This is a genomic window from Pigmentiphaga daeguensis (assembly GCF_039523035.1).
Classification (GTDB): Bacteria; Pseudomonadota; Gammaproteobacteria; order Burkholderiales; family Burkholderiaceae_B; genus Pigmentiphaga; species Pigmentiphaga daeguensis.
This window is the reverse complement of the sequence record NZ_BAAAEN010000001.1, coordinates 38,179-54,481: the sequence shown is the minus strand read 5'-3', so window position 1 is coordinate 54,481 and position 16,303 is coordinate 38,179. Positions and strand designations below refer to the sequence as shown.

The window sequence follows — 16,303 nt, the reverse complement described above, 5'->3', positions numbered from 1 at the left end:
AATGGATGAACCATCTCTTCGCAAGACGCAGTGGTACTCACTCGCGATCGTTATATTCGCCGGCGATCAGGCAGCTAAGAGCTACATTGACGCGACAACTCCCTTGGGTTGGTCGCACGAGGTGGCGTCATTCTTCAACCTAGTTCACGCTCTCAATCCCGGCGCGGCGTTCAGCTTCCTTGCTGGCGCGGGCGGCTGGCAGCGGTGGTTTTTTCTGGCGATCGCGTTCGCAATATCGGCATGGCTCGCATGGCTGCTCTCCCGGCCGCTGCGCAAAACGGAAGGCCTTTCGTACAGCCTCATTCTGGGCGGCGCATTGGGCAACGCGTTCGACCGCGCCACGCGCGGGCACGTTATCGACTACATCGACTTTCACCTGCACGGCTGGCACTGGCCCGCCTTCAACATCGCTGACATGGCCATCGTGGGCGGGGCGATCGCGCTGGTGGCCCAGTCGTTCATGAGCGTGGAGAACCCGGCCGCCACAAAGGAGTCCCAGTGACATTGGGACGATCCGGAAATTCGCAATGCACACGGTGCAGGACACCAATCTGAAGAGAACGGCCCCCAGCATGAGCGGCCGCGGCTTGGCCCTCATGCTAGCGCCCACCGCCGCTTTTGCTGCAACGCCCTGTTGCGATGGCGGCGATTGCTGCAACGACGTCGCAATGCCTTGCTGTGAATAAACAGCACGCAAGCCAGTTGACCTGGCAATTATGAAAGTCCATCACGGCGATGCTGGCCTTTTTCGTTCCAATGAGCCGTCACGGAGAGGTGATGATGAAGCTATGCCGGGATCCTGCAAGCTTTAGGACGGTCTTCTTTACCGCATAGCGATATGCTGATGTCACCCGTTCGCCTCGCCTGGCAAGTACAAGTAGTTCGTCGCGGTTTTCTGGCCGTGTCCGCCCGCTTCGCTGGCCCTTTTGCCCCAAACAAGCGCAATCATGCCTGCGTTACCACCAAAGTTCGCCCCCGCCAGTTGCTGTTCCTAAAGGGCATCAAGCTCAACGCCATCGCCGACCGGCCAGCGTATTTCGCATCGCTGCGTGCCCGTCGGGGCCAGCCCATCGTCATCCTCGCAGAGCTGGGACCGGACGAGGCATTCGCCCTGTGGAAGCAGCATGTACTGGGCGACAGGCCTCGCTGACCCAGTTTCGCCTCATCCTCCTGACAGCCCCGCACTTATTGCGGGGCTTTCTTTTTTCCGCGTTCGCCAATCGGGGCTGTTGCAAATGCCGATTTCCGGCTGACGCGGCTCGCCTCGCGCATGAAGCTGCCCGCATGTGTCGCTGATTCGTCAGCACCATGCCAGCAGCCAGAGTTTCCAGGCTGCCGCGGATTCTTTCCGCGCTACCCGCCAGTCCGCCATCGCATCGAGTCTGCGGACGCGCGTCACCCGTGACGCCGATGCTTTTTTCTCAACCGCGTGCGGGAGCTGCCATCCCGTGAGGGACGAGGCCCCGCTTTTTCCAAGGAGCCCGTCCATGTCCCAGCAAGCCTCTTTCGGCCAGTTGGCCTTGATCCATTGCGGCAAGTTCCTGCCGCTCGAAATCCTGCATAGCGCCGCCGGCCACTACATCGGCACGCGCGATACAGAAGGTCCCGTTTCGCGGGAATCCTGCCAGTACTTCCGCAGCTATGCCGCGGCTCAACGTGCCCTCGAAAGAGGCGGCTGGTCCCAGCTCGCCACACCCTGATCCAACTGGAGGAACCACGTCATGAACCAGCTTTTGCCCCAGGAAGTCGTCGATCAGATCATGCGGGAAGAGCAGCATTTCGCCGCCGCGCCCCAAGCCTTCTTCGAGGTCTGGAAGCGCGGCGTCGAGATCGCAGGCCCGCAATGGTTTGGCGACGGCACGCGCGAAGGCCTGAACCAGGCAAAGAGCAAGTGGGATCTGCGTCCCGACATGCTGCGTGCCAACGACGCACTCGGCGTCCTGAGCAGCGGGGAACGCATGTTCCTGTCCGCCATGTTCAGCTTCTACAACGCGCGCGAGGGCGGTGCCATGCTCAAGCGCTGCCACTTCCAAGGACTGTCGGACTTCGATGGTCTCGATCTGCAACGCCGCAAGGTCATCGCCGATCTGTTGGTGAACTACAGCGGTTGGTGAGCCGGTCTGCGGCATACCACCGTCTTTTTGTTCACTGCCCATGAGGGACATGCGTCCACGCGGCCATGTCCCTCGATTTTTCTTCCGTCAGCCTGCGCCGATTGGCCCAAAGCCCTCGATCAGTGCCGCCTGACGCTTTTTCCACTTTCAACCCACCGGGGTTCAATTCCCGGTGGCGGGAATTGGCTCCATTATTCAATCTGGAGAAATTCCATGACCCAGAATCCCAATCCCTTTGTACGCGGCTACTGGAATCTGAGAGTCGTCCGAACGCTGTGCATCTGCTACGGGGACGGAAGCCCGCATGTCTGGCGATCCATCCACACGAGCCAAGCGCATCTTTCCGACAACGACCTGATCTCATCGCCTTGCATCGTCACCAGCGACTTCGCGTTGATCAAAAGCGGCACTGACGCCATCAGCGACGAGCTGATTGCTGAATGTGATGCTGTTGAAGGCATCAACGGCGAAGGCGTGGTGGGCGCCGTGGTCTATGCCATCCATGGCAACGACCTCGACGGCCGCCCGGTCCATGTCGGTGATACCTATTCGGCCGAAGCCGCGCGAGACGTGGTGCAGCGGTTGAGTTTCGAGACCGGCTATTACAGCCGGTGCTGGGAAGTCAGCAGCGCGCACATCTGCCAGGAAACCGGCCAGTACCTCGCCAACCTGGCAGACCTCGCCACGCCGGAGGCTTTTCTGTTCATCGCCTTTCGGGTTCCGTACAGCCCGGCGATTGGCGTCAAGCTGATCTCCACGCCCTGGACAGACAAGAACCTGGAATATGCCGAGGGCATCAGTGCTGAGCAGCTTCGACAGGAGCACCGCGACAAGGGCATGCCTGACGACCTGGCGAACATCCTTGAACTGGCCGGCCAGGCAGATGTGCGCATCCTCATCCTCGATGCCGACGCACCCGCGCTACTGGGCTTGCCACTGGCCGAGACCTAGCAGACACGCGACGCGCAAGCCTTCCCCTTTATCCCCCATATGCCAGCCCGCCTCCCACCAGGAGCCGGGCTGGTTCAATTCCATAGGAGCAATCTCATGTTCCCCGATCTCATCTTGCCCACGCCCGACTTCGAGAATCAGCTTGGAGCCTGCGTCAACGCCATGAGCCAGGACGACGCCATCGGCCAGATCCTGGTGTTCGAGCGCATGAGCGGTACGCTGCACATGCGCCATATCGACAGCGCCGATCTGGTGGACACCGACATTGACGACTACGAAATGGTCGTATTCGACGGTGGCAACACAAGCGGCGACACGTGGAAGCACGTGTTCTTCCCGCGTCAGCGAGAACACTACTTCGTGTACGAAGCCTGACCCCCAAGCCCCTTTCGAGGGGCTTTTTCTCGCCCGCAGCGCTGGAAAGCGGGTGCGATGGGGTGCCGTTTCCTGCAAGCGGGCCGCTTACTCCCGGGCCATTCTTGCCCCATGTTCGTCGGCGTTGCCGACACATGCCCAGGCAGCCAAGACCTTCAAGGCTGCAAGCACGGGAAGCCGTGCTGGTCGATGTTTTCCACGGACGTACCGCGTCCATCCACACCACCCACAAGGGACCTCTCCCTTGCGGGCGGGGAATCCCTTGTTTCTTCCTCAAGGAGATTCCCATGGACCGTTCCCTCATCAAATCCATGATGCCTTCGCTAGTCGCAGGCCACGTGCCCCGCAACGTGCGGTCGTTCAAGTACCGCGTGTTCGACGATCAGCCGCAATCTTCGACATTGGGCTTCGCCGTCGACCCCCAGCCCTTCGACGGGAAGGTAGTCGCCATCACCGACGATGCCATCGTCGTCAAGCTCAAGCCGAGCGAGTTCGCTGTGCTCGATTCCAAGCTGGTGACCACCGTCCCCGACGAAGGCGCCAAGGTGCATGTCCAACCCTACGCACGGCGCCGTTTCGATGGGCTGCGGGCGGACACGCCGGAAGAGCGCACCGAGATGACGTCCGACGGCATTCCCTACACCGTCAAGACGCACATCCTCGGCTCCGCGCCGGCCAAGCTGCCCATTCCCGAGCCGCAGTGCATGGAGCTGGGTCAGCTCATCCAGCAGTTGGAGGAAATGCCGGCGCCCGATGGCTTCCGGCGCATCACCCACATGCTGGTCGATGCGGGTGCCCGGGATTTCACCTGGGTCGATCCGACGCCGTCCAAGATCATCGAGACGCCTCCGGCGATCAGCTTCACGGTCTCGACCGCGAAGTTCGAGGGCCGGGTGACGGTGCTGTACGACCGAGGCGGCGACACCTACGTGGTGGAGCTGCATCGCGACGGCGAATTGGTCGATCGGCATGACGAGGTGTATTTCGACATGCTCGGCGAAGTGCTGGAGCGACTCATCGACGACGGACGTTGGCGCCTGATCGATGTGAGCGTGATCGACGCCAAGGCTACCCGGCAGCGCCAGGCGGTGCCGGCATGACGCCGGAAACTGAATCCTGCCGGTTCTACGGCTGACCCGTGGGTCCCGCCACGAAGTTTCGCCCATGGGCCATGTGCCCACAGGCCCTCCATCCATGCGGATGGAGGGCCTTTTCTCTATTCCACATAGGAGATTTCAACCATGTCACTGCGATTCAAAGGCTCCGACCTGCGCCCCGTGCTGACCGAGGCCATCGCCAGCCAATGCCGCGTCATCCTGGTCAAGGACCAGGGCGTGTACTTCCTCGCCGAGCAGGGAGAGCGCCGCCCGGATGGGCGTGTGAAGCTGCTGGCCTATGCCGTCGGCTGCAACCCGGATACCGACCCGTTCGACGACTGGTGGGAACTGGCGCGCGCCGAACTGGGCGGCGACGACTTCGGGGAGTACTTCGACCCGAAGGACGGCGTATTCACGCGCATCCTGCACACCGAAGACGACCTGATGCTGTCGGCCACCGCCACACATCTGTCGCTGGAGGTGGTGCCTCCCGCATAGCGCGGCAACCGCCACTCGACTCTCGCAGCCCCCCACACCGGGGGCTTTCTTTTGCGCTGAGCCGGGCTGCGTGGACAAAGGGAAACGCGCGGATGCCAATTGATTGCTGTCGCGCGCGCGAGGCCCGGCCATGCTGACCCCATGCCTGCTGACGCTGTCAGCGACATGCCAGGCAACCATCGGTCTTCGAGGTTGCGGCGCAGTTTCCACTGCGTGACCGAGCCAGCTCGCACCGCATCCATCCGCGAGCGGCCACCAGTCCCTGGTGGCGGATGCTTTCGCCTTATCAACCCACCGCGGGGTTACGCACCTTTCCCCGCATGCGTGGGCTCGGTGTGTCTCCGCTTTTCCCTATGGAGATTCACCATGAACACCACTTCCAACGAGAAATCGTATTTCGACCTCCACACCTCGGGCATCGGCTACCTCCAGCGTGTCCGTGAGGTGCCCGTCAGGGGCGGCCGCCGTGCGCAGCCCTTCCTGGCCTGCACCATCGCCGCGCTGGTCGGCCCCGCCAGGGACCCGAGCTACCGCTACTTCGACGTCAAGGTCTCGGGTGCCGAGGCCAAGAAGCTCGTTCAGCGCTACATCGGCGTTGACGATTCCAAGCAGCGACCGCTGGTGCGCTTTCGCCTCGGCGACCTCTGGGGCGATGCCTACATCCGCGACAAGGGCGAACAGAAAGGCCAGGCCGCCGCATCCCTCAAGGCGCGACTGCTCAAGGCCGAGCTGATCGAGCGGGCCGAACTGGCTTCGATCGAGCAGCACGAGTTGATCACCCGTGGCATCGGCTACCTCAACCGTCCGAAGGACGTCACCCCCAAGGATGGTGACCCGTTCCTGTCGTGCTCCATCGCCGCGCTGGCCGGACCTGTCGATGAACCGGAATATCGGTACTTCGACACGATCGTCGCCACCCCTGAAGCCGAGCATCTGGTTCGCCGATGCGTGCAGGCCATCGAAGGGGATCGCAAGGTGCTGATCGCCTTTCGTCTGAACGACATGAAGATCGATCCGTACATCCGCACCAAGGGCGAGCACGCTGGGGAACCGGCCGCAAGCCTGGAATCGACGCTGGTCCACATCGGTCTGATCAAGATCGACGGCACCCAGGTCTATCCGACGAGCCAGGCGCATGCCGAGGCAGCGCCAGCGGAGGACGCACCCGCGTCCGAAGCCGCCAACGCCATCGACACTGCCGCCGACGCCGTTTCCTACCAATCTGCCGAGCCCGCCGAGCGCGAGCCCGAATGTGCAGTCGAGGAGCAGGAGCCGGCATTGGCTGCTTCGTTCTGATCCGGCACGGCCCCTCACGGGGCCTTGCCTTTTTCCTATTCGTCCAAGGAGAACCATCATGGCAGCCACATCGGCACCTACGAGATCAGCCCTACCCATCGTCGTCCCGGGCCAGCTCACGTTGCGGACCATCCGGGGCAAGAACGGCCCGTTCACGGTTGGGCGCCTTTCTACCCCCATCGGCGAGTTCGCGGTTAAAGACGCGGAGTTGGAGCAGTACCCCGAAGGAAAGTACGACGGGGATTTCGTCATTCGCTACATCTTCGCGAAGTCCTATCCGGTCGCGGGCGGCGCGCGGTTTGAAGTGCGCGCAAACCTCGACGGCATGACGCTCAACGGCATCGACAAACTGAGTCGTGATGAGGCCCGCAGCTTCGCCACCCAGGAAGTCGATCCACTCGATGAAGAGCTGGGGACGCAGCCTGCGGAAACGCCGGCCAAGCCCGCCAAGGCCTCCAGACCCGCCAAGCCCGCACCCGTGCAGGCCTCGGCGGACCCGCTGGTCGATACCACGCCCTTCGGTGTGGATGCACCGACGCCCGCTGCGGCGGCTGCCCCTGGCAGCACCGAAGAGGGCGACGTTGCTTTGTTCGGCTTGCTCTGGCCGCTGGGCGATTCCGTGAAATTGGATTCGACCATCGACCGCCGCGCCCTGCGCGCGCAGATCGCCCGCCTGGGCGATCTGGGCTACGCGCTGGACTTCAAAACGCAGGAGTGGAGCCGCCAGGCCGAACTGCAACCTGCGTGATCGCAGACACCGCATGCGCGGTGTTCTTCATCCACCCGCCGGGGCTCTTTCCCTATGCGGGGAGGCCCCCGGCTTTCTTCTGGAGGTCTCCATCATGTCCACCATCGATTGCGATACACCCCGTTCTTCGCTGGGTGAACCCGCGTGGCGAGCTGTTTGCAAGACAGCCGCCGAGCACGCCCAGCGTGGTTGTGGCCTGTCCTGGGACCACTGGGTCACGCTTTTCAGTTCGGAGATCGACGCGCAAGCCAGTCGATTGCCGGAAGAGCAACGCGCACAGGCGCTGCAGATCGCACAGGAATGGGGCTACGCCACACCGGCCGAAAGGCAGGAAACCCAGGACTGGAACGCCGAAAACGGCTACTGCTCGCACGGAATCGAACTGGGTTATTGCCCGTCCGGTTGCGATTCGGACTATTGAGGTCCGGCACACGTCATCGCCGCTTGCGCGGCTTTTCTCCACCCCTTGGGGCAGCACCTGCCTCAGGGGCGGTGCTGTTTCCGATTCACCGAGGACATCACCATGAGTCGGCACTACTTCGACACCGTTCACAAGGGCTTTCCCATCACCGTCGTACTGGGCTGGGACCGGCCGGCAAATTACTTCTTCCTATTCATCGAAAAGCCGGCCGAGCTGATCGACGATACCGCGAAGGTCGAGAGCGACGACTTCTTGTACAGCAACCTGCACGAGAGCGACCCGTTCAACCACTACCTGGACTACTACCGAGTGGTCCTGCGCCATTTCCACATCGACGTGCCCGAAAGCATGTTCACCGAAGTCCAACAGGACTGCGAGGGCAACGTTGGCAACCGTGTAGTCAAGCATCAGGCCGACGGCTCGTTCACCGAACAGACGTTCTGAACGCCCAAGCGGATCGAACACCTTATCCGCATTCCTTCATCCCTAACGGGGCATTCGCTGCCCCTGCGGGCGGTGCTGCCCCTCATTTCATCGAGGACACCACCATGCACGCACACACTTCATCCACCACGCTGTTCCACATCGACGAATGCCCGGACGTTATGGCCGACGCTTGCGTCGGCGATGACCAGGGCAACCTGATCTTCCTGTCCATCTGGGCGCGCGACACCGCCGTCCAGCAGTTCCTTGCACGCCTGACCCTCGGGCGCGACGAGCAGGGACTGGACCAGTTCCACGTCATCACCGACCAGGGCGGCAGCGTCCCGGTATTCATCGGCAACGTCGATCGCCTGGAAAAGCGCATCACGCGCGCCTACCGGCGAACGCTGTTCGGTTCGCTGTCCAACGTGTGGCTGTTCGACCGGCGCTGCGTCAAGCCCGACAAGGCCAACGCCAGCGCATTGGCACTGCTGCCACGTGACAGCGCCCACCGGCTTGACCGCCTGTGGATGCTGGTGCGGGACACCTGCCCGTTGCCGCTGCTCGACCACTGGCGCGAGACCGTGCTGGAACTGCTGCAAAGCCGCGAGATGCTGGCCCGCCTTCCGTCCGCCCTCGGGCCGCTGGAAGGCCATCGGCTCGCCATCGACGTGCCGGCGCTGAGCTTGGCGCTGGGCTCCCTGATCCGCAGTGACGCGCTCACCGCCTATCCCTATCCGGCCAAGATTTGGACGCCGGAAGCGGTGGCGGCTTGACCCACCCTCGGAGGCACGCCTTGGCGTGCTTCCGTCATTCATCCCCGCCAACCAGGAGACTTCCATGGCTCTCATGTTCCCGCGGCTCGCCCGCAATTTCGCCAAAAATGGGTACTACCCGACCGACGAACCCACGCTCGAAAGAGCCCTCAACGCACTGATGCCCAGCGACGGGCCGATGTGCATCCTCGATCCCTGCGCCGGTGAAGGCGTGGCAATCGCCGAAGCCTCTCATGCCCTCGGGCGCGAACAGGCCAAGGCGTTCGCCGTCGAATTCGACGCCGAGCGGGCGCGCCATGCCCGCGGCCTGGTCGATCACTGCCTGCACGCGGACCTGATGGACACGATGATCTCCAAGCAGTCCTTCGGACTACTGTGGCTGAATCCACCGTATGGCGACCTGTCCAAGGACGTCAACGGCAACATCGGCTATCAGGGCCAGGGCCGTGCCCGCCTCGAAAAGCTGTTCTATCAGCGTTCGCTGTCGCTGTTGCAATACAGCGGCGTGCTGGTCTTCATCGTCCCCGGCTACGTGCTCGACGCGGAGCTGGTCGGCTGGTTGACGCGCCACTACACCGATCTGCGTATCTACCGAGCGGTGGAAACGCAGTTCAAGCAGGTGGTGATCTTCGGCCGCCGGGTCCGTCAGCGGGAGCTGGCACCCGATGGCGTCAAGGCCGTGCGCAATCTGCTGCTGCAGGTTGGGCTTGGCGAAGTCGAAGCCGAGGAACTGCCGAGCGAATGGCCGTTCCTGCCGTACATCGTCCCCGCCAGTCCGGCCGAGCCGGAGCATTTCTTCCGCGTGACGATGGAGCCCGAACAGTTCGCCGACGAGGTTGGCCGGCTGCAAGGCCTTTGGCCGTCGCTGGACACGCACTTGGGGACCGCGCAGCAGTCGCTGCGTCCACCGGCGCGGGCCTTGTCCCACTGGCATCTCGCCCTGGCTCTGGCCGCGGGCGCGATCTCCGGCGTCGTGCGCTCCCAGACGGGGCGCGTGCTCGTCGTCAAAGGTGACACCCACAAGGACAAGACGCTCCAGCGGGAATTCACCGAACGCGAAGACGGCTCCATCGCCGAGACACGCATCCTCACCGACAAGTTTGTGCCCGTTATCCGCGCGTGGGACATGACGCCTGGCTCCCCGACAAGGGGCGAGGTGCTGACCATTCGCTGATCCACCGGACGCGCTGCCGTCCTGCTGTACCACATCGAAGGAGAAACACCATGTTCCCCAATCCGTTCAAGCGGCCTGCGCCGCGCAAGCAACCCTTGTTCGCACCGAGTACGTTGAAGTTGAGCGAGAAGGTGCATTGGCTGGCTCGGCGAGGCCTGATCGACCCCTTGGCCTATGTCCAGCGCCATGTGCGCGGGGACTGGGGCGAGATCGATGAGGCCACCCGCCAAGCCAACGACGTCGCAATCCAACAGGACAACCTGATGATCTCCCAGTACCGGATCACGCCGGAACTGGTGTTGCTCGTGAAGACCAGCGAAGACCACCAGACCACGGTGGTCCAGCTTCCCGAAGAGCGCGACCTGATCTGAAGGCGCCGCCTCGTCATCCCATCCACTTGACGGAGCCACTTCACTCCGCCAGGGGTGTCGTGGCTCAATAGCCTTTCAAGGAGGAGCCCATGGCATCGCATCGCATCGAAACCTACTGCCAGCGGCTGGCGTTCCCCATCGGGGCGCTCATCTTCAGCCGAGGCATTGATCGCCTTGTCCGCGCGGGTCGCCTGGACCCGATTCCGTACTTCAGGCGCCACACCCGTGGCGACTGGGGTGACGTCAACGTCTGCCAATGGCACGCCAACGGCGTTGCACTTCAATCGGGCGCGTCGCTGGAATCGCACTATGTGATCCACCCGGGACTCGCCATTCGCATCATCACCGATGCGGGGCGCAGCGTCACTGCCATCGTGCTGCCGTCCGAAGACTGAGCACGGTTCACCCGCAGGCCACTCAGGCCAGCATCTTCAACCACCTTCGGCCGCGCGCCGATTTCCTTCCCACCACGGGGCATGCCATTGCCCCGCTGGGGGTGGTGCATGCCCCATTTTTCATTGGAGCATCACAATGTCCTTCGATCTCGAAACCACTGCCGCTGACGCCGCGCCCGTACAGGGCGAACTGCTCGACGCGGAATCATCCCCTCTGACCCTGAGCCTTCAGGATTTCGTCGGCGAGTTCGGCGACGAACTGCTCGACGCCCTCAACAGCGCCAACCCGCCTGTCTATACCGGCCAACCGCAGGCGCACCGGCAGCTCATCGTCGCCAGCCTCAAACGCAAGCTGTTCCCGGCCCAGGCCGAAGTCGTCCACGCCGCCGCCGAGCTGCTGATCGACCGTGGCGAACGCGCCGCGATCGTCAATGGCGAGATGGGCTGTGGTAAGACGACCGTTGGCATCGCCGCGGCCGCCGTGCTCAACGCCGAAGGCTACCGCCGCACTCTGGTCCTGTCGCCACCGCACTTGGTTTACAAGTGGCGGCGGGAGATCCAGGAGACGGTGGCCGGCGCCAAGGTATGGGTGCTCAATGGGCCGGATACGCTCGTCAAGCTCCTCAAGCTGCGTGAGCAGTTGGGCGTGCAGCCCACGGGCCAGGAGTTCTTCGTCCTGGGGCGCGTCAGGATGCGGATGGGTTTCCACTGGAAGCCCGTCTTCACCCAGCGGCGCACCCGCCACGGCGACGTGGCGGCCTGCCCGGACTGCGGCACGGTCATCACCGACCTCGACGGCGAGCCGGTCAACCCGGTCGCGCTCGAAGCCGAGGAGTACCGCAGGAAGTGCAGCCATTGCGCTGCGCCCCTGTGGACGCTGATCCGCCCGCGCAGCCTGTCCGGCAGCGACCAGTCCTCGGCCGTCCTCAAAGCCCTGAAGCGCATCCCGACCATCGGGGAAGTCACTGCGCAGAAGCTGATGCAGAAGTTCGGTGACGGCTTCCTGGCCTCGATGCTGGGCGACAACATCCACGAGTTCATCAACCTCATGGATGGCAACGGCGAGCTGGTGTTTTCCGACCGTCAAGCCACGCGCATGGAACGTGCGACGGCCAACATGGAGTTCGGCTTTGGCGAGGGCGGTTATCAACCCTCGGAGTTCATCAAGAGGTACTTGCCGCAAGGTACGTTCGACCTGCTCATCGCTGATGAAGCGCATGAGTACAAGAACGGGGGCAGTGCCCAGGGCCAGGCCATGGGCGTGCTGGCGGCGAAGGCTCGCAAGACCTTGCTGCTGACTGGCACGCTGATGGGCGGCTACGGTGATGATCTTTTTCACCTGCTGTTCCGAGCCCTTCCGGGGCGGATGATCGAAGACGGCTACCGCCCGACCACGAGCGGCAGCATGACCTCGGCTGCGATGGCGTTCATGCGCGATCACGGGGTGTTGAAGGACATCTACTCCGAGAGCACCGGCACGGCGCACAAGACGGCCAAGGGCACCAAGGTATCGGTGCGCACGGTCAAGGCCCCGGGCTTCGGCCCCAAGGGCGTCTTGCGCTGCATCCTGCCATTCACGATCTTCCTCAAGCTCAAGGACATCGGCGGCAACGTCCTGCCGCCGTATGACGAGGAGTTCCGTGAAGTCGCGATGGACACGGCGCAAGCCGCGGCCTACCGCGATCTGGCGGGTCGGCTGACCGCCGAGCTGAAACAGGCTCTGGCGCGACGCGATACGACCTTGCTGGGTGTGGTCCTCAACGTGCTGCTGGCCTGGCCGGATTGCTGCTTCCGGTCGGAGACCGTGGTGCATCCGCGCACGCGCAACACCTTGGCGTTTGTCCCGGCTCAGTTCAACGAGTTCGAGATCAGCCCCAAGGAGCGTGAGCTGATCGACATCTGCAAAGAGGAGAAGGCGCAGGGCCGCAAGGTCCTGGCCTACACGGTCTATACCGGCACGCGCGACACCACGTCGCGCCTGAAGGTGTTGCTGGAGCAGGAAGGCTTCAAGGTGGCGGTGCTGCGCGCGAGCGTGGATGCCAGCCGCCGCGAAGACTGGATCGCCGAGCAACTGGACCGTGGCATCGACGTGCTCATCACCAACCCCGAGTTGGTCAAGACGGGGCTGGACCTGTTGGAGTTCCCGACGATCGTGTTCATGCAGTCGGGCTACAACGTGTACTCGCTCCAGCAGGCGGCACGCCGCTCCTGGCGCATCGGGCAGAAGCAGCCCGTGCGTGTGATCTACCTCGGCTACGCCGGTTCCTCGCAGATGACCTGCCTGGAGCTGATGGCCAAGAAGATCATGGTCTCGCAGTCCACCTCGGGCGACGTGCCCGAATCCGGGCTCGATGTCCTGAACCAGGACGGTGATTCCGTCGAGGTCGCACTGGCCCGGCAGCTTGTCGCCGCATGACACGTTCCACTTACGGCCCTTCGGGGCCGTTTTTTTTGCCGCTCCCGGTAAATCGGACGCTGCCTGGTTCGCATTGTTTGCTGCCGCTCGCGGCCTGAGCGGCGATGGTGAGGGCTGGATGTTTCAGGACGCCGAGCTATGTGCCCCTCTCCACCGTGGTTTCACTATCCCGAACGCCGCCTTCTGGCGGGATTTCTCGGCCTGCTGTGGTCGGTGCTGGCCGGTGGCTGCGCGACGACGACTGCGCCGGTCGCGCCCGACACCATCGCGGAAGTCTTGGCCGCGCCTGAACCCGAGGCTTCCGAGTACATCCCGGTCGTGCGCTACGCCCGCTACACACTGGTCGAACTGGCACCCATGGCGGCGCAGCGCGACCTGTTGTTGCAGACCATCGACGTGTCCATGCCCGAGGATGCCCGCGCCACGGTCGGGGATGGGCTTCGGCACGTGCTCAAACGCAGCGGCTATGGCCTGTGCCAGACCGCGCATGCCGTGATCGAGCTGTACGCGCTGCCGTTGCCGGCGGTACACCTGCACCTCGGCCCCATGACCTTGCGCGATGCGCTGCTCACGCTGGCTGGCCCGGCCTGGGAACTGCACGCGGATGACCGCGCACGGCAAATCTGCTTCGAGCGGCCCGGCGATCGCGCGGTCGCCGAGTCCCCATCCGAGCCACCCGCCACCGAGGCGGTGCAGACGTTCCCGCTGGCACCCATGGTTTCGGGAGGCCAGCCATGAACGCCCCGCAACCTGCCCAGCGATCGACCGCCGCCGTGGTGGTGCAGAGCCTGATGTGGCTCTGGTTGATCTTCCTCAGCGTCTTGGCGGCCCTGGGCTACCAGGCCCTCAGCGACCAGGCCGACCAGGAGCGGCTGGATTCCCGCCTGCAACGCCTGGAAGCGCAGGCAACTGGCTTGGCCGAGACGATCGAGGCCATCCAGCAGCGCCCGGCCGTCGCGACGGACGCTGACCTCAAAGACACCCGCCAGATTCTGGAAGCACGCGCGGCCCAGGTCGAGAAATCTCTCAGTGGCTACGCAGCGGCCGACGACCTCCAGGCGCTGCGCGCGGAGGTCGAGCAGATCAAGGCGCGCCAAGCCGCCGCGCGTGCCACCGCACCCGCCCAGCGGCGCTCATCGCGCACGTCCGCCGCCTCCAAGACCGAGCTGCCGCCGCTGCCATTCCGCGTCGTCGGCGCCGAACTGCGCGCCGGCCAGCGCAGCGTGTCCGTCGCGCCGAGCATCGGGGACTTCACGCCCGCCCAACTTCAGGTGCTGCTGCCCGGGGATGCGGTCGGCCCGTGGCGCCTGCAGGCGATCGAGGGCAACACCGCAGTGTTCCAGGCCGGCAACCAGACCCGCCGCGTGGCGATTCCCTGACCGGAGCACCCCATGAAGCCGTCGATCCTCCTTTTCGCGGTCCTGGTGGCGTCGTCGCAATGGCCCGCCTGGGCGCAGCAGCCCGCAACGACCTCGGCGCGCAACGCACAGAGCCAGGAGCGCCCGCTGGCCGCCCGCGTGCTGGACGACCGGGTGGCAACCGAATGGGGCTTGCAGCCACAAGAATGGGCACGCTACCGCGAGCTGATGGATGGGCCGCTGGGTATCTACTCGCCCAACCTGGACCCGCTGTCCGCCCTGGGCATCGAAGCTCGCACGGACGAAGAACGGCGCCGCTATGCGGAACTGCAGGTGCAGGTGGAAGCGCGCCGCGTCGAGAAGCTGCTCGCCTACCAGCGCGCCTACGACGAGGCCTGGCAGCGCCTGAATCCGGGGATGCAGCGCGTGAACCTGCCCGACGACAAGCCGGGCGCCGGCCCATCCAGCAGTCCCTTGCGCGGCAGCGGCCGCATGGCGGTGTTCGTCAAGGACGGCTGCGCAGCCTGCGGACAGCTCGTGCAGCGCCTGCAATCCTCGGGCGCGGAGTTCGACCTGTACATGGTGGGCAGCCGCCAGGATGACGCGCGCATCCGCGACTGGGCCAAGCGCGCGCAGATCGACCCGGCGCGCGTGCGCGCCGGCAGCATCACGCTCAACCACGACGGCGGCCGCTGGCTGTCACTGGGCCTGCCCGGCGATCTGCCCGCCGCCGTGCGCGAAGTGAACGGCCAATGGCAGCGCCAGCCGTAGCCATGCCCCTGCGCGCACTGGTGCTCACTGCCGGCCTGTATGCCGTTGCCGCCCTGGCCCAGGAGGTTCCGCCACCGGCTTACCAGCTTGCCGCCCAGCGCGCAGGCATCCCCTCGACCGTGCTCTACGCCGTGGCCTTGCAGGAGAGCGGCATCCGGCGCAACGGGCGCCTGGTGCCGTGGCCGTGGTCCCTCAACGTCGCCGGCCAGTCGCGCCGCTTCGCCACGCGCGCCGACGCCTGCGCTGGCCTGCAGCAGGCGATGCGCGCCACGCCGCACACGCGCATTGATGCGGGCCTGGGCCAGATCAACCTCGGCTACCACAAGCACCGCTTTACCGGCGCGTGCGACCTGCTGGATCCGTATCGCAACCTGGCCGTTGCCGCCGAGATCCTGAAGGAGCAGCACACCCCCGGCGAGGACTGGCTGCTGGCGATCGGCCGCTACCACCGCCCCGCAGGCGGCGAGCCCGCCGCCCGCTATCGGCGCAGCGTGTCGCGCCACCTTGCCCGCGTGCAGGGCACGCGACCAGCCGCCGCGGTCCTCGCGGCGCGCCAGGAGACCTCCCCATGACGAAACCCCATCCCGCCCATCTCGCGTTCACGGGCCTACTCATGCTGCTGTCAGGCCTGCCGCTGGCCTCGCGTGCCGGCGAGCCACTGATCGTTGTCGAGGACCGTGGCGGCACGTCGGCATTGCCGTACTACGAAGCCCTGAATCTCCAGCCGCGCGCCAACGCACCGGCGCGGCCGTCCATCCCGACGCCCCAGGTTCCTGCCACACGGGCGGACGAAGCCGCGATGCTGCCGGTGCGCAGCGCCAAGCTCACGCCCGGCACCGTCGCGCGACGGGTGATCGAAGCGCCCGGCCTGCGGCCGTTCGTGGTCATCGGCGACGACGAGGCTTCCCGGGCCTGGTTGCAGCGCCGCGCCGCCGCTTTGCGCGAACGTGGCGCGGTCGGCCTGGTCGTCAACGTCGAGACCGCGCAGGGCCTGGCGCGGCTGCGCGCCCTGGTGCCGGGCGTGCCGCTCGCGCCCGTGGCCGGCGACGACCTGGCCGATCGCCTGGGCCTGCGGCACTACCCGGCGCTGATCACGGCCACCGGCATCGAGCAATGAAG

The 16,303-nt window shown here is 64.8% G+C and carries 22 protein-coding genes; all 22 read left to right on the top strand.

The genetic code is table 11. From position 1 onward, the window contains the following. Position 1 precedes the first annotated feature (1 nt). The 22 genes from lspA to ABD104_RS00215 all read left to right on the top strand — a co-directional run bounded on the left by lspA (position 2) and on the right by ABD104_RS00215 (position 16,301). Positions 2-502, top strand: coding sequence for a signal peptidase II (gene lspA, locus ABD104_RS00320; protein WP_003098955.1), 501 nt, complete (start codon positions 2-4; stop codon positions 500-502). A gap of 336 nt (positions 503-838) precedes the next feature. Continuing rightward, the gene (locus ABD104_RS30280; protein WP_003108988.1) at positions 839-1,150 is read left to right on the top strand and encodes a hypothetical protein; all 312 of its coding nucleotides are present in this window, start codon (positions 839-841) and stop codon (positions 1,148-1,150) included. Between the two features lie 337 nt (positions 1,151-1,487). Beyond that, positions 1,488-1,700 carry a hypothetical protein gene (locus tag ABD104_RS00310; RefSeq protein WP_003116833.1) on the top strand — a complete coding sequence of 71 codons (213 nt, stop codon included), beginning with the start codon at positions 1,488-1,490 and terminating at the stop codon, positions 1,698-1,700. 21 nt (positions 1,701-1,721) lie between these two features. Next, positions 1,722-2,114: a hypothetical protein gene (locus tag ABD104_RS00305; protein ID WP_003098949.1), complete on the top strand. Its 393-nt coding sequence runs from the start codon at positions 1,722-1,724 to the stop codon at positions 2,112-2,114. 213 nt (positions 2,115-2,327) lie between these two features. Next, positions 2,328-3,065, top strand: coding sequence for a DUF5983 family protein (locus ABD104_RS00300; protein WP_343926988.1), 738 nt, complete (start codon positions 2,328-2,330; stop codon positions 3,063-3,065). Between the two features lie 96 nt (positions 3,066-3,161). Then, complete coding sequence (locus tag ABD104_RS00295; protein WP_003108989.1) at positions 3,162-3,440, top strand: hypothetical protein; 279 nt, start codon at positions 3,162-3,164, stop codon at positions 3,438-3,440. Positions 3,441-3,727: 287 nt separating this feature from the next. After that, positions 3,728-4,540, top strand: a complete 813-nt coding sequence (locus ABD104_RS00290; protein WP_006226009.1) for a hypothetical protein — start codon at positions 3,728-3,730, stop codon at positions 4,538-4,540. A 141-nt stretch (positions 4,541-4,681) separates the two neighbouring features. Continuing rightward, complete coding sequence (locus tag ABD104_RS00285; RefSeq protein ID WP_006226010.1) at positions 4,682-5,035, top strand: DUF3085 domain-containing protein; 354 nt, start codon at positions 4,682-4,684, stop codon at positions 5,033-5,035. Positions 5,036-5,401: 366 nt separating this feature from the next. Further along, positions 5,402-6,331, top strand: coding sequence for a DUF3577 domain-containing protein (locus tag ABD104_RS00280; RefSeq protein ID WP_006226011.1), 930 nt, complete (start codon positions 5,402-5,404; stop codon positions 6,329-6,331). A gap of 58 nt (positions 6,332-6,389) precedes the next feature. Continuing rightward, on the top strand, positions 6,390-7,079 hold the full coding sequence (locus tag ABD104_RS00275; protein WP_006226012.1) for a DUF3275 family protein: 690 nt from the start codon (positions 6,390-6,392) through the stop codon (positions 7,077-7,079). 94 nt (positions 7,080-7,173) lie between these two features. Next, positions 7,174-7,500 (top strand): hypothetical protein, encoded by a 327-nt coding sequence (locus tag ABD104_RS00270; protein ID WP_006226013.1) that lies wholly within the window; start codon positions 7,174-7,176, stop codon positions 7,498-7,500. A 102-nt stretch (positions 7,501-7,602) separates the two neighbouring features. Then, the gene (locus ABD104_RS00265) at positions 7,603-7,944 is read left to right on the top strand and encodes a hypothetical protein (protein ID WP_006226014.1); all 342 of its coding nucleotides are present in this window, start codon (positions 7,603-7,605) and stop codon (positions 7,942-7,944) included. 104 nt (positions 7,945-8,048) lie between these two features. Further along, positions 8,049-8,699 carry a hypothetical protein gene (locus ABD104_RS00260; protein WP_008266552.1) on the top strand — a complete coding sequence of 217 codons (651 nt, stop codon included), beginning with the start codon at positions 8,049-8,051 and terminating at the stop codon, positions 8,697-8,699. Between the two features lie 40 nt (positions 8,700-8,739). Then, positions 8,740-9,873 carry a DUF6094 domain-containing protein gene (locus ABD104_RS00255; protein ID WP_254916320.1) on the top strand — a complete coding sequence of 378 codons (1,134 nt, stop codon included), beginning with the start codon at positions 8,740-8,742 and terminating at the stop codon, positions 9,871-9,873. Between the two features lie 50 nt (positions 9,874-9,923). Further along, the gene (locus ABD104_RS00250) at positions 9,924-10,244 is read left to right on the top strand and encodes a hypothetical protein (protein ID WP_003098896.1); all 321 of its coding nucleotides are present in this window, start codon (positions 9,924-9,926) and stop codon (positions 10,242-10,244) included. Between the two features lie 89 nt (positions 10,245-10,333). After that, complete coding sequence (locus ABD104_RS00245; protein WP_003098895.1) at positions 10,334-10,639, top strand: hypothetical protein; 306 nt, start codon at positions 10,334-10,336, stop codon at positions 10,637-10,639. 136 nt (positions 10,640-10,775) lie between these two features. Then, positions 10,776-13,055 (top strand): helicase-related protein, encoded by a 2,280-nt coding sequence (locus ABD104_RS00240; protein WP_343926987.1) that lies wholly within the window; start codon positions 10,776-10,778, stop codon positions 13,053-13,055. Positions 13,056-13,193: 138 nt separating this feature from the next. Then, positions 13,194-13,793: a PFGI-1 class ICE element type IV pilus protein PilL2 gene (gene pilL2, locus ABD104_RS00235; RefSeq protein WP_003098890.1), complete on the top strand. Its 600-nt coding sequence runs from the start codon at positions 13,194-13,196 to the stop codon at positions 13,791-13,793. Next, a complete protein-coding gene (locus ABD104_RS00230) occupies positions 13,790-14,434 on the top strand; it encodes a hypothetical protein (protein ID WP_135966258.1) in 645 nt (214 codons plus the stop codon). The genes pilL2 and ABD104_RS00230 overlap by 4 nt, the downstream gene beginning before the upstream one ends. A 12-nt stretch (positions 14,435-14,446) precedes the next feature. Next, complete coding sequence (locus ABD104_RS00225; RefSeq protein ID WP_003098886.1) at positions 14,447-15,184, top strand: TIGR03759 family integrating conjugative element protein; 738 nt, start codon at positions 14,447-14,449, stop codon at positions 15,182-15,184. Next, a complete protein-coding gene (locus ABD104_RS00220) occupies positions 15,166-15,756 on the top strand; it encodes a transglycosylase SLT domain-containing protein (RefSeq protein ID WP_003109780.1) in 591 nt (196 codons plus the stop codon). Before ABD104_RS00225 ends, ABD104_RS00220 begins: the two co-directional genes overlap by 19 nt. Further along, a complete protein-coding gene (locus ABD104_RS00215; RefSeq protein ID WP_003109779.1) occupies positions 15,753-16,301 on the top strand; it encodes an integrating conjugative element protein in 549 nt (182 codons plus the stop codon). The genes ABD104_RS00220 and ABD104_RS00215 overlap by 4 nt, the downstream gene beginning before the upstream one ends. Positions 16,302-16,303: the final 2 nt, after the last annotated feature.